Origin of the sequence: Gallalistipes aquisgranensis (assembly GCF_014982715.1) — a bacterium.
Taxonomy (GTDB): domain Bacteria; phylum Bacteroidota; class Bacteroidia; order Bacteroidales; family Rikenellaceae; genus Gallalistipes; species Gallalistipes aquisgranensis.
The window spans coordinates 793,455-807,318 of the sequence record NZ_JADCJY010000001.1 but is presented as its reverse complement, the minus strand read 5'-3'; the positions used below and the strand labels follow the sequence as shown (position 1 = coordinate 807,318).

Annotated in this window: 9 protein-coding genes and 1 tRNA gene; 5 read left to right on the top strand and 5 right to left on the bottom strand. The window is 56.8% G+C overall.

The features are described 5' to 3' along the window. Nucleotides 1-37 precede the first annotated feature (37 nt). Nucleotides 38-1,927, top strand: a complete 1,890-nt coding sequence (locus INF32_RS02905; RefSeq protein ID WP_226386915.1) for an ABC-F family ATP-binding cassette domain-containing protein — start codon at nucleotides 38-40, stop codon at nucleotides 1,925-1,927. Nucleotides 1,928-1,981: 54 nt separating this feature from the next. Here INF32_RS02905 and uvrA read toward each other — a convergent pair whose 3' ends face one another. The 3 genes from uvrA to INF32_RS02890 all read right to left on the bottom strand — a co-directional run bounded on the left by uvrA (nucleotide 1,982) and on the right by INF32_RS02890 (nucleotide 6,572). Further along, nucleotides 1,982-4,810, bottom strand: a complete 2,829-nt coding sequence (gene uvrA, locus INF32_RS02900) for an excinuclease ABC subunit UvrA (protein ID WP_226386914.1) — start codon at nucleotides 4,808-4,810, stop codon at nucleotides 1,982-1,984. Then, nucleotides 4,807-5,694, bottom strand: a complete 888-nt coding sequence (locus INF32_RS02895) for a lytic transglycosylase domain-containing protein (protein ID WP_226386913.1) — start codon at nucleotides 5,692-5,694, stop codon at nucleotides 4,807-4,809. The genes uvrA and INF32_RS02895 overlap by 4 nt, the downstream gene beginning before the upstream one ends. 107 nt (nucleotides 5,695-5,801) lie before the next feature. After that, complete coding sequence (locus INF32_RS02890) at nucleotides 5,802-6,572, bottom strand: amidohydrolase (RefSeq protein ID WP_226386912.1); 771 nt, start codon at nucleotides 6,570-6,572, stop codon at nucleotides 5,802-5,804. Between the two features lie 53 nt (nucleotides 6,573-6,625). Here INF32_RS02890 and INF32_RS02885 point away from each other — a divergent pair, with 53 nt between their 5' ends. Together INF32_RS02885 and INF32_RS02880 are read left to right on the top strand one after the other, a co-directional pair. Further along, nucleotides 6,626-7,495, top strand: a complete 870-nt coding sequence (locus INF32_RS02885; protein ID WP_317172660.1) for a CvfB family protein — start codon at nucleotides 6,626-6,628, stop codon at nucleotides 7,493-7,495. A 1-nt stretch (nucleotide 7,496) separates the two neighbouring features. Continuing rightward, nucleotides 7,497-8,267 carry a class I SAM-dependent methyltransferase gene (locus tag INF32_RS02880; protein WP_226386911.1) on the top strand — a complete coding sequence of 257 codons (771 nt, stop codon included), beginning with the start codon at nucleotides 7,497-7,499 and terminating at the stop codon, nucleotides 8,265-8,267. Nucleotides 8,268-8,315: 48 nt separating this feature from the next. Here the strand turns inward: INF32_RS02880 and INF32_RS02875 are convergent, their stop codons facing one another. Next, a complete protein-coding gene (locus INF32_RS02875) occupies nucleotides 8,316-9,509 on the bottom strand; it encodes a MalY/PatB family protein (protein ID WP_226386910.1) in 1,194 nt (397 codons plus the stop codon). An 83-nt stretch (nucleotides 9,510-9,592) separates the two neighbouring features. Between INF32_RS02875 and INF32_RS02870 the strand changes: the two genes are divergently transcribed. After that, nucleotides 9,593-10,849, top strand: a complete 1,257-nt coding sequence (locus INF32_RS02870) for a pseudouridine synthase (RefSeq protein ID WP_226386909.1) — start codon at nucleotides 9,593-9,595, stop codon at nucleotides 10,847-10,849. Between the two features lie 104 nt (nucleotides 10,850-10,953). Beyond that, nucleotides 10,954-11,029, top strand: a tRNA-Lys gene (locus tag INF32_RS02865). Nucleotides 11,030-11,193: 164 nt separating this feature from the next. Here INF32_RS02865 and INF32_RS02860 read toward each other — a convergent pair. Beyond that, nucleotides 11,194-13,707: a TonB-dependent receptor domain-containing protein gene (locus tag INF32_RS02860; protein ID WP_226386908.1), complete on the bottom strand. Its 2,514-nt coding sequence runs from the start codon at nucleotides 13,705-13,707 to the stop codon at nucleotides 11,194-11,196. Nucleotides 13,708-13,864 lie beyond the last annotated feature (157 nt).

Below are 13,864 nucleotides of genomic sequence, written 5' to 3'. Positions count from 1 at the left end.
AGTATCCGATACATCAACCCTATCTACATCCAGCACCATGATTACGTATTTACAGGTCGAATCGCTCGGCAAAAGTTTCGGAGAACGCGAACTGTTCCGGGACATATCGTTCTCGGTGGCGGAGAACCAGCGTGTAGGACTGATCGCCCGCAACGGAACAGGAAAAAGTACCTTGATGGAGATCATCGCCGGCAGGCAGCGGAGCGATGAGGGAGAGGTAGTCTTCCGGCGCGACCTGAAAGTAGGCTATCTGGAACAGAACCCGACCTTCCGACCGGGACAGACCGTACTGGAAGCCTGTTTCCGGGAAGAGAACGAAACGGTCCGGGCCATCGCCCGCTACGAACGGGCTCTCGTCGGAGACGACCCGGGAGCGATGCAGGAGGCGATTTCGGACATGGACCGTCTCAAAGCCTGGGACTATGAACAGCGGTGCAAACAGATTCTCTCGCGGCTCAGGATCGAAAATTTCAGCCAGCCCGTGGAAAGCCTCTCCGGAGGACAGATAAAACGCGTCGCGCTGGCCGGCGTACTGATCGGCGAACCCGATCTGCTGTTGCTGGACGAGCCGACCAACCACCTCGACCTGGAGATGACCGGATGGCTGGAAGAGTATCTTTCCCGCTCGAAAACGAGCCTGCTGATGGTGACCCACGACCGTTACTTCCTCGACCGGGTATGCAGCGACATCGTCGAAATCGACGGAGGGAAAGTGTACACCTATAAAGGTAATTACAGCTACTATCTCGAGAAACGCCAGGAACGGATCGACGCAGCCGCATCCCAGCTCGACAAGGACCGCAACATCTACCGCAGGGAACTGGAATGGATGCGCCGCCAGCCGCAGGCACGGGCGGGAAAGGCCCAGTACCGGATCGACGCGTTCCACGACCTGAAGGAGCGGGTGCAGGGAGGCCGAAACGAAGGCAATGTCAGGATCGAGGTGAAATCCTCCTATATCGGGAAGAAGATTTTCGAGATAAAAGACCTCTGCAAAAGTTTCGGTGAGGTACGGATACTCGACCGTTTCAGCTACGCATTCGCCCGCTATGAGAAACTGGGTATCATCGGGGAGAACGGCACAGGAAAGTCCACGTTCATCAAAATGCTGATGGGACTGGTGGAGCCGGACAGCGGGACGATCGACATCGGACAGACCGTCCGTTTCGGCTATTACAGCCAGGAAGGGCTGGAATTCGACGATTCGATGAAGGTGATCGACGTGGTAACCCGTATCGCCGACGAAATCACCCTGAGCGGAGGGCGCCGCCTGAGCGCATCGCAGTTTCTGCAACATTTTCTGTTCCCGCCCGAGGTGCAGTACAACTACGTCGCCAAACTCAGCGGCGGGGAGCGCCGGCGGCTCTATCTGTGCACGGTGCTGATAGGAAATCCGAACTTTCTGATCCTCGACGAACCCACCAACGACCTGGACATCATGACGCTGAACATACTGGAAGAGTATCTGCAAGGATTCGACGGCTGTGTCATGGTCGTATCGCACGACCGCTATTTCATGGACAAGGTAGCCGATCACCTGCTGGTCTTCCGGGGCGGCGGGCAGATCAAAGACTTTCCGGGCAACTATTCCCGCTACCTCGAATGGAAGACGGCCCGGGAGGCGGAGGAGAAGGCGCTCCAGACGGAACGGCACACAGCCGACAGGCAGGAACAGCCGTCCCGGCACACGACCGCCCCATCCCCCGGCCGGCGCAGGATGACCTTTAAGGAAAAACGGGAGTTCGAGGCTCTGGGCGAAGAGATTCCCCGTCTGGAAGCAGAAAAAGCCACACTGGAGGAGCGGATCAGTTCGGGCACGCTGGGGATCGAAGAGCTGAACGCCGATTCCACACGGATCGGAGAATTGATCGGCCTCATCGACGAAAAGTCGATGCGCTGGCTGGAACTGAGCGAAATCGAGGGATAATCGGACAACCCTTCACCGGACAAAACCAGCCATTCCCTTTCAGTCCGGCAACGCCTACTCCCGGACCAAAAGCGGCTTCAGATAATGTCCCGTGTAACTTTCCGCAACTTCGGCGACCTGCTCGGGCGTACCGGTAGCGACGACCCGACCGCCGCCGGCCCCGCCTTCGGGCCCTATGTCGATCAGATAGTCGGCCACTTTCACCACATCGAGATTGTGCTCGATGACGACCACTGTATTTCCCCGTTCCACCAGCTTGTCGAGCACGCTGAGCAACAGCCGGATATCCTCGAAATGGAGTCCCGTCGTGGGTTCGTCCAGAATGTAGAGCGTTCTGCCCGTGTCGCGTTTAGCCAATTCGGACGACAGTTTGATCCGCTGGCTCTCCCCGCCTGAAAGGGTCGTACAGGGCTGTCCGAGCGTCAGGTAACCGAGCCCCACATCCTGAATGGCCTTTAGTTTGGTATGGATCGAAGGAATGTTTTCGAAAAACTCCACAGCCATATTGACCGTCATGTCGAGCACGTCGTTGATACTTTTGCCCTTGTATTTCACCTCCAGCGTTTCACGGTTGTAGCGTTTGCCGCCGCAGGCCTTGCAGCGCACATACACATCGGGCAGAAAGTTCATCTCCAGCGTCTGCACTCCGGCCCCGCGGCACTCCTCGCACCGTCCTCCCTTCACGTTGAAGGAAAAGCGGCCCGCCTTGAAACCGCGCGCCTTGGCATCGGGCGTGGACTCGAACAGTTTGCGAATATCGGAAAAAACGCCCGAATAGGTGACGGGATTGCTGCGCGGCGTACGACCGATCGGCGACTGATCCACCACGACCAGTTTGTCGATATGATCAATGCCCTCCACTCCGTCGCATTCCAGCGGAGACTCGAGCGAACGGTAAAGATGGCGGCTCAGGAACGGACGCAGCGTCGCATTCACGAGCGTGGATTTGCCGCTGCCGCTCACTCCCGTCACGCAGACCATGCAGCCCAGCGGGAAATCGACCGTCACGTTTTTCAGGTTATTGCCTCTCGCCCCCCGCACGGTCAGTTTTTCGCCATTGCCCTTACGCCGCACGGCAGGCACTTCGATCCGGCGGCGGCCGCAAAGGTAATCGGCCGTGACCGTATCGGATTTCAGAATGTCGCCGAGCCTGCCGGCCGCTACGATGTAACCGCCCTTCCTCCCGGCCCTGGGCCCAACGTCCACGATATAGTCCGCGCTGCGGATCATCTCCTCGTCATGTTCGACCACGATCACCGAGTTGCCGGCATCGCGCAAATCCTGCAGGCTGCGGATCAGTTTCCGGTTATCCCGCTGGTGAAGGCCGATGCTGGGTTCGTCGAGGATGTAAAGTACGTTCACGAGTTTCGAACCGATCTGGGTGGCGAGCCGAATCCGCTGGCTCTCCCCGCCCGAAAGCGTCCGGGAAGCACGGCTCAGGGAGAGGTAACCCAACCCTACATCCACCAGGAAACGGAGCCTTTCCCGAATCTCCTTGATGATTTCGCGGCCGATGCGACGTTCCCGATCCGTCAGACGGTCTTCGATACCGGCGATCCACGCCGAAAATTCGTCGATACTCATGGCGCATACTTCGGCAATATTCTTCCCGTCAATACGGAACTGAAGCGCTTCGCTCCTGAGACGGGTTCCTCCGCAGACACTGCACTTGCGCCGCGCCACGAACTGCTCCTTCCATTTGTTCCCCTTGCCGCTGGAAGAGTCTTCGTCCAACTGCTCGATATAATCGGCGACACCGTCCCACGAAGCCATGTTGTTGCCCCCGGCCAGTGCAAACTCGCGGGTGTCGATCGTCAGCGGCTCGGAATCCCCGTTGAGCACGGCACCGAGCGCCTCCTCGGAAAGAGTCTCCACCGGATCGTCCAGCGTGAAATCGTAGCGTTTGCCCAACGTCTCCAGCAAAGCGAACAGCCGGTTGTTCCGGTACTTTCCGATCGGCTCGACGGCTCCCTCCCGGATACTCTTCTTCGGATCGGGAATGATTTTCGAACGGTCGAAGACGACCTCCTCTCCCAGCCCGTTGCAATGGGGACAGGCTCCCTGGGGAGAGTTGAACGAAAAAGTATGGGGAGCGGGTTCGTTGAAAGCGATCCCCGTCGTGGGGCACATCAGATGGCGGCTGTAAAAGCGGGAGGCTTTCGTATCGTAATCGTAAACGGCCATCGTACCCTTCCCCTGGCGCATCGCCTCCCTGAGGCTCTTCGACAGTCGGTCGACCGACTCGCCGTTTACGATCAACCGGTCGACCACCAGGTCGATATGGTGTATCTTGTAACGGTCGAGCCGCATACCCGATGCGATTTCCCGAATCTCTCCATCGACCCTTGCATACAAGTATCCCTTTTTCAGGAACGACTCGAACAGTTCCCGGTAGTGCCCCTTTCGTCCTTTCACTACGGGAGCGAGCAGAGCCAGTTTGCGTCCCGGAAAGTTCTCCCGGATCAATTCAACGATCTGGTCGTCGGTGTAGTGCACCATCTCCTCGCCCGTGACGGGAGAGTAGGCCCGGGAGGCCCGGGCGTAAAGCAGCCGCAGGAAATCGTTGATCTCCGTGACGGTACCCACCGTGGAGCGGGGATTCTTGTTGGTGGTTTTCTGCTCGATCGCCACCACGGGGCTCAATCCCGTGATCTTGTCCACGTCGGGACGTTCCATCGAACCGACGAACTGGCGGGCATAGGTCGAAAGCGTCTCCATGTAGCGGCGCTGCCCCTCGGCATAAATCGTATCGAAAGCCAGCGACGACTTGCCCGAACCGGAAAGTCCCGTAATGACGACCAGTTCGTCGCGGGGAATTTCCAGGTCGATATTCTTCAGGTTGTGGACGCGTGCGCCCAGTATCTTGATCTTGTCCTCTTTCACTTCTTTCCGTTTCTGTGTCCTTCGAGCGGAATACGCACCGTGTAGCGGCGTCCCGCAGGGTTCTGACTGTCGTAATTCCGTATCCAGGGATTATAGGCCCGGAGCATTTTGTAGTTGGTGCCCTGTTCCCGGGCAAAAGCGGCCCAGTCGATCTTATGGTCGCCGACCGTCACTTCCCGGTACTCATCCAACGGCTCGCAATAGTCCTCCTCCCCGATCAGGAATCCGTAGCGCAGGGGATGTTCCGTCACCAGTTTGAGCGAGAGAATCCGGAAGACATAGCGCAGGGTTTCATCGGGAAAGAACGCATCGTAATAGTCGTTTACCCCCTGCTTTTCAAGCCGGGTGACGACTCCCGTCAGACCGAGGTTGTAGGCGGCCGCAGCCAACGTCCAGGACCCCAGCCGGTCGTACGATTCTTTCAGGTGACGGCAGGCGGCTTCGGTAGCCATCTCCACATGGTAACGCTCGTCCACGCCCCTGCCCACCTCCATGCCATAGCTCCGTCCCACGGCGGGCATGATCTGCCACAGGCCTGCGGCTCCGGCCGGGGAGCGCACTTCGGGATTGAGACCGCTCTCGGCCATGCACAGGTATTTGAAATCGTCCGGAATACCGTTCTTTTTCAGAATCGGCTCGATCACAGGAAAGTAGCGGGTGGTCTGCAACAGGGCATAGAGCGTGCGCGAATGCATGTACATGGTTACGGAGAGCTCGCGCCGAAGGCTCTCCCTCGTGTCGTAGTTGCCGAGCGGCACCTCCTCGCCGGCGAATTCCAAAGTCTCGGGCATCACGGGCACCATCGCCTGCGGAAAAAGGTTCTGGGCAGGCAGCACCGTGGTCAGCACGAAAAGCGATAGGAACAGGCAGATACAATTCTTCATACGTCGTCGCAAAATAAACGTGTAAAGATAGGAATTATTCTGCACATTTTCCCGCACGCGAAACAAAACGAAGCGGCTGCGCCGACGACGGAGACAGGAAACACGCTCTATTCCAGACGGAAATCGTCTGCATCCAGATGTGCAGGAAATTTCTCACGGAAACGGAGCAACGGTTCCCGTTCGAGCACGGTCGTCACGACGGCCTCCTTGTCCTCCGGAGCCCGTGCCAGCGTTCCTCCCCGGAAATCCACGACGGTCGAATCGCCCGCATAACGAGGCACGAACGGATCGCTCCCCACCCGGTTCACCCCCGCCACGTAGCAGAGGTTTTCCACCGCCCGGGCACGCAGCAGCAGATTCCATACCTCCCGGCGCGAAGCGGGCCACGAAGCACAGCAGAGCATCAGGTCGTAATCGCCCCGGTTACGGCACCAGACGGGAAACCGCAGATCGTAGCAGACCGACAGGAAGATCCGCCACCCCCTGTATTCTACGATCACCCGTCTCTCTCCCGGCCGGCAGGCCCCCCTTTCCCCTCCCATACGGAACAGATGGCGCTTGTCGTAGGCGTAAAGACCTCCTTCCGGAGTGACGAACAGAAAACGGTTATACACGACGCCTCCCTCGGAGAGGGGCAGCGAACCGGCCAGGGCCGCTCCCGTGCGGAATGCCGTCCGCCGCATCCACTCCACCGTCTCTCCGTCCATCGTCTCGGCCTCCCCGACGGAAGGCGAAGGGGCGAAACCCGTGGTAAAGGTTTCGGGCAGCACGATCAGGTCTGCTTCCACCGCGGAAAGACTCTCCGAAAGGCGCTTCCGGTTCAGGGACGCGTTTTTCCAACATATATCCGCCTGGATAAGAGCTATTTTCAAAGACATAGCTGAATTATTTCGGATAAAGATAGCGGATTCTGACGAGAATTTGAGTAGCTTTGCGGGAAATCATTACGAAAAACAGCATGTTGCAGGCAGGCAGTTACCAGACCCTCACGGTCAGTCGCATATCGGATCACGGTCTCTATCTCGCGGACGAAGAGGGGGCCGAAGTACTCCTGCCCAACCGCTATGTGTCGCTGAACGACAAACCGGGCGACACGAAGGAAGTGTTCGTCTACCACGATTCGGAGGACCGCTTGGTAGCTACGACCGAACGTCCGTTGGCTGCCGTCGGCCAGACGGCTTATCTGAAAGTGGTGGACAAAACCATCCACGGGGCTTTTCTCGACTGGGGTCTGCAGGGAAAGGACCTTTTCGTCCCCAACCGAAACCAGAGCGTTCCGATGCAGGCCGGGCACAGCTATGTGGTCTATATCTACCGGGACAACATCACGGGCCGGGCCGTAGCCTCCGCCCGCCTCAACGGATTCATCTCCAACGAGGAGCTGACGATCCGTCCCCGCCAGCAGGTAACCGTCCGGATCGCAACGGAGACGCCGCTGGGCTACCGCGTGGTTATTGACGACCGGCATTGGGGCATGCTCTACCGCAACCAGCTGTTCCGACATGTATCCATCGGGGAGACGGCTACGGCCTACGTCCGCAAGATCGCTCCGGACAACCGGGTGGACGTCAGCCTGCAGCAGGAGGGGTTCGACGAGGTGCGCCGGTCGGCCGACCGGCTTCTGGAAATCATCCGCAACGCGGGAGGGAGCATTCCGCTGGGAGACGACAGCCCGCCGGAGACGATCGCCGCAGCGATCCGCATGAGCAAAAAGGTTTTCAAACGGTCGCTGGGTTACCTGCTCAAGCGCGGCGAAGTGGAGACGGACGGCACCGTGACCCGACTAACGAAAAAACAGTGAGATGAGAAGCATACAAAGCGCGGAACGGGTATCGCAACAGGACGTTTCGGACAACTACGTATTTCAGAGATCGCAGCTGGCCTATCACCGGGCAGCGGAACTGGTATCGGGCAGTGTACTGGAAATCGGCACGGGCAGCGGCTACGGCGTCTCGATCATATCGCCCCATGCCAAAAGTTTCATCACGATCGACAAATTCGAACCCGGAATAGACTTGTCGGGATACGGAAACGTAGAGTTCCACAAAATGACGGTTCCGCCACTGAAGGGAATCGCCTCCAACAGTTTCGACTTCGTCATCACGTTCCAGGTGATCGAACATATCAAGGACGACTTCGGTTTCGTGAGGGAGATATACCGCGTGCTGAAACCGGGCGGACAACTGATCGTCTCGACTCCCAACAAGAAGATGTCGCTCACACGCAATCCGTGGCACGTGAGGGAATACACCGTGGATGAATTCAAGAACCTGATCGGCAGTCATTTCGGAGAAATAGACGCCCAAGGTGTATTCGGCGACGAAAAGGTGATGGACTACTATGCCAAAAACAAGAAGTCGGTGGAAAACATCACCCGGTTCGACATCTTCCGGCTGCAGTATGTCCTGCCCCGGTGGATGCTCAAAATTCCCTACGACATCCTCAACCGCATGAATCGTCGCCGGCTGCTGGTGGACAACCGCCGGCTCACCTCGACCATCACCATGGAAGATTACCGTTTTGCGACGGCCGACGACCGCTGTTTCGACCTCTATTTCATCGCCAGGAAGTAGACCCGGACACCGCGGTCCCGGAATCGACAGGCATACGAAAGAAAGCCGTCACACCCCTGTCAGACCCCGTTTCCGGCAAGCCGTTTCCAGTTGCGACATGGCTTGTTCGACCAGTGCCCGGCGGGTGGCCAGATTGATCCGCATGAACCCTTCGCCTCCCGTGCCGAACCGGGCCCCTTCATTCAGACCCAACCCCGCCTCGAAGACGAGAAAATGCCACAACTCCTGCGGAGAGAGCCCCCAGGCACGAAAATCGAGCCACATCATATAGGTTCCTTCGCTCGGCCGGGTCTTCACGGAAGGAATATGCCGGGCGAAAAATTCCGTCACATACTCCATATTCCCCCTCACATACTCCAACAGCCGGTCCAGCCATTCGTCACCCTGCCGGTAGGCGGCTTCGAGCGCAGCCGTGCCGAAAACGTTCCCCTGGTCTATGTGCATCCTGTCGAACTCGGCCCGGAACCGCCTCCGGAGCGACGGATCGGGAATCACGGCCAGCGACGTGGAGAGACCTGCCAGATTGAAGGTCTTGCTCGGAGCCACCAGCGTTATCGTCCTGTGGGCCAACTCATCCGAAAGAGACGCTATATGTATGTGCTGGTATGGTTTTTGAATCAGGTCGCAATGAATCTCGTCCGAAATCAAAACCACATCATGCCTTATGCACAACTCCCCCACCCGCTCCAGTTCTCTGCGCGTAAAGACACGCCCGGTAGGGTTCTGGGGATTGCAGAGAAGCAACGCTTTCGCCCCGTTCAGCTTCCGGTCGAGATCGTCGAAATCCATTTCATATCCCGCGTTCGTCTCCCGAAGCGGATTCTCGACCAGACGGCGCCCGTTGGACTTCGTCACACGGGCGAACGGAGGATAGACCGGAGGCTGGATCACCACCCTATCGCCCTCCTGCGTAACGGCCCGCATCGCGCAAACCAGACCGGAAACGACCCCCGGAGTAAAATTCATCCATCCGGGCTCGACGTTCCATCCGCCCCGGCGGGCGATCCAGCCGGCAGCGGAATCGTAAAATCCGGAGCCCCGGAACTCGTAACCGTAAACAGGATGGGCGGCCCGGCGCATAATGGCCTCCGTGATGAACGGAGCCACTTCGAAATCCATGTCCGCCACCCAAAGCGGAATCACATCGGCCCGGCCGAAAATCTCTTCCCGGCTGTCGTATTTTTCGCAACGGGTCCCTTCACGGACGACCACCCGGTCGAAATCGTACTCCATAACAGACATGCAGATTGAGAATTAAATTCGAAACCTGTACAAATATAACAAAATAAACCTTACCTTTGACCACTTTTAACACACAACCACACATGAGAAATTTCAATCCGAAAGACAAACCCCGCACGAAAGAGTTCGGGGAGCGGAATGGAGACGGTCTCCATCGGGAAGATTCAGACCGCCGCGAAGGAAGCTACGCCTCCTTTACCAAGGACAAACGGACACGCACGGGTGTCAAGCGCGTGGAGCGGATATCCCGGGACACCCGGCCCGATTATCCGAGGCACGACAGAGAGGAAGGCGAGCGTCCGCGCCGCTCTTTCAACCCCAATTTCACGAAAGACAACCGGCTGAAAGATAACGGGAAGCCTTATCCGAAAGAGGACGGGAACGCCCGTACGACACGAAAACCATACGAAGAGAAGGATTGGAAAGGCAAACCCGCACGGGAACATTTCCGCAGGGACGAGGGAGCGGGCCACGGATGGCGCGACCGGAACGACCCGGAACGAACGGGCAAACCCTACGGCGACAGGAAAAAGAGCGGGGAATGGAAAAAACAGACGGGAGGCAAACGCTTCGACAAACCGAAAAAAGACGGAGACTATCCCCGGTTCGCCGCTCCGAAACAGGACAAACCTATCCGGTTGAACCGGTTCCTGGCCATGTCCGGTCTCTGTTCCCGCCGGGAAGCGGACGACTACATCACGGCGGGAGTGGTGACGGTCAACGGTGTGGTAGTGACAGAGCTGGGCAGCAAAGTCTCCCCCGATGACGAAGTGCGTTTCAACGACAGTATCGTGCGGGGCGAGAAGAAAGTGTACATCCTGATGAACAAACCCAAAGGGTTCGTCACGACACTGGACGATCCGCACGCCGACAAAACGGTCATGGACCTCGTCAAGGGCGCCTGCACCGAACGGGTCTATCCCGTGGGACGACTGGACAAAAACAGTGTGGGGGTCCTGCTCATCACCAACGACGGCGATCTGACCAAACGGCTCACCCACCCCTCCTACTCCAAAAAGAAGATATACCAAGTATCGCTCGACAAACCCCTCACCAAAGCCGACATGGAACAGATCGCTCAGGGAGTGGAACTGGAAGACGGTCCCATCTTCGCCGACGAGATCAGCTACGTGAAGGACAACCACAAGGAGATCGGTATCGAAATCCACTCGGGACGCAACCGTATCGTGCGCCGTATTTTCGAATACTTCGGCTACAAGGTGCAGAAACTCGACCGGGTATACTTCGCAGGGCTGACCAAAAAGAGCCTCAAACGGGGTGCATGGCGTTTTCTGACTCCGCGCGAAGTGGCGATGCTCAAGTCGGGAGAGTACGAATAGTGCATTTTACCGATTTTTTTCGCCGGAAAATTTGGAAATAGCACAAAAATAGCTACCTTTGCATCCGCTATTGAAAACCATCCGGTCTTCTTTGGGCAACGGACGGATCGTTAGCTCAGCTGGTAGAGCACGACACTCTTAATGTTGGGGTCCAGGGTTCGAGCCCCTGACGATCCACCAAAATGAAAACCCTGATTATCTATCAAGATAATCAGGGTTTTCATTTTCGGACACCGCATTCGCCTCTTCCCCGAACCCCGTTTCCGCAAGGCCGACCGCTCTCCCGCATCTTTCGTTGCAGAAAAACAGGATCATACACTATCGTTTTTTCAGAACAATACGTATCACTGCGTGATCAAATCATCGTTCAGAATCGCCCTGCCGGATTTTTTGACTTTCTCATCCATCTTCCCGAAAGTGAACGAAACCGCCAGGTTGAAAAAGCGGGCCCGGCGTCGGAATTCCGACACCTCCCGGAATTCCGAAGTCTCGGTAGTGCCGTCCGTCGTATAATATTGATTGAAAAACTGTGCCGCAGTCGCAGATACCCGCAATCGGTTCTCCAGGAAATTCTGATATAACTGAAGGGAATAGCTCGGGCAGGAACTCCGCTCTCCTTGCAGAAGGATATTATCGGACAAATAGGTGGCAAAACCGTTGATCCCGGCATTCTTCCACAAAGCCGTCCGGATACGGAAGTTCAGGGCCCCGTGCCAACCGGAATTGAAACTGTCGGAATTCGTCCTGTCGCCCAAACGGGTATACCCGTAATGCCCGTTTATCCCACATTCGAAATTCCTGCCCGTCCGATAAGTATAGTAAAAATAGAGCATAAAATCGTTCTTTTTGCCGACATTGCCATAGGTCATCTCCTTCACCCCGTCCCCATGATCTCGGGCGTAATAGAAGATTTTATTGTTGCACAGGACCGAAGAAAAGGTGAGCGACATCGCATGCCTCTGCCGGTAATATCCCCATTGCACGTTGAAAGTGTGTGCCGATTCCGGTTCCAGATCGGGATTGCCGTAATAGATATAGGACGGGTCGGCATCATTCCTGTACGGATTGAGCATCGACACCGACGGACGTCCGACCCGGTGGGTATATCCGGCATTGAGATTCTGGCTTCCGGACAGGACGAAATAAAAGGAAACGTTCGGCATGAAGTTGAAAAAGGCGTTCGAAAAACGGTTTTCCTGTTCGCCGGTTCCCGCCCGGGCATCATTATCGGCATATTCCGCCCGAAATCCGATCCGGCCTCCGAATTTACTTCCCTTCAGCGTATAATTTCCGTATCCTGAAAATATCTGCTGTACGTAACCGAGCCTGTCGGCCACATAAGACGGGTCTTTAGACCAAACGTTACCGGCCGCATCGAACAAATCCCGGGACGATCCCGTTGCATACCTGCGGCAGATGTACTTTCCTCCTGCACTCAACTCGTGCCGGCGGTTGAACACATCGGAATAGTCTACCTGTCCCGTATGCTCGAAAGAGAGCGTATGGGACCTGTCCCTCCGGATATCCGATCCCGTTACGACAAAATCTATCAATGTACGGAGATCATCCGCCCTATCGGCACTCCGATCGAACAGATAGGCGAACGTCAGCATCCGTTCCTTTTTCCGAAAGGAACGCTGGTATTCGACATTGACGGTCAGCCGGGGAGAAGGGGACTTCACATCGTCATACGTATCGTATCTGCGGGTCAGCAACCCGGACCGGTCGTAAATCCCGGCGACGCCGGACCGGTCGGCCCGGGTCTCCGTATGGCCGAAATCCACCCCGGCAGTCAGCAACCGCAGAGAATCTATATCGTAACTCATATGGAGAATTCCGAACAGGCTTCTTTCCCGCTGGTCATTCCTGTGGTAATTCGACCACAGCCGATTCCGATCGGAACCGAAATTTTCCCGCTCCGTCCATGATTCGGCCATGCCCGTGTCGTTCCGGGAAACGGAGCCGAACAAAGACATGGAGAACCGGTCGTATTTCAACATGGCGGTCGCGCCTGCACTCAACGTCCCCAACGAGGTCGCCAACGTATTCACCCCGACCGAATACCCGTTCACCTTACTGCGTTTCGTGACGACATTGATAACCCCGCCGATCCCCTCCGCCTCATACCGGGGCGGAGGAATCGTCATGACCTCGATACTTTCCACGGCATCCGCCGGATAAGCCTTCATGACCGAGGAGAGGGCGAATCCCTTTCCCTTGAAAATCGCATTCCGCTTTCCGTCGACCAAAACCAGAAAATTCGATTGACCGTTCAGCGTCAGTTCGTCCTGGCCGTCCGTCGAAACCAGCGGAACGCTCCGCATGACGTCGAACAGAGGGGCGCCCTTGGCGAAAGGATCGTCCGCCACGTTGTACACGATCTTGTCCATGTCCACACGGATCAATTTCTTGACCGTCGTAACCGACACGGAATCAATTCCGACGACATAACGGAACGCAAGGTCACCGAGTTCGATCTTGCGGTGGCGCAAACTGAGTCTGACTCTCTTTTGCCAGGGCATATTTCCGAAAACGATGATCCGCAACAGGTATGTCCCCGAATCATCGACCCGCACGGTGAACCGCCCCGCCTCGTCGGATATGGATTGGGCGATCGTCCGCACGCCCATCGTATCGAGAAGGACGACTCCGGCAAAAGGGATCGGCGTATGATATACCGAATCGACCAGCCGGCCGGAAACCGAAAAACTTCTTTTCAGTTTATCCTTCTGTCCATCCACCATATCGGCGTTGACCACAGGCGTCCCCACCGGTACGAAAACCTCCACCTGGGCCCGAGAGGCAACACCCACGGACAGGCATATTCCCAACAACAGCAACCGGTAACAGATGCGCATCGAATCAATTTTTTTATATCTATGATATTGCCTGTCAAGTGCCCGAACATCACCACCGGCAGTCTCGCCGACAATATTCATATCATGGTCGGAATCTGACGCCCGTCCATTCCGTCGACACCCCGATCCTCGCCGCCGACAACACGGGCAACCACTC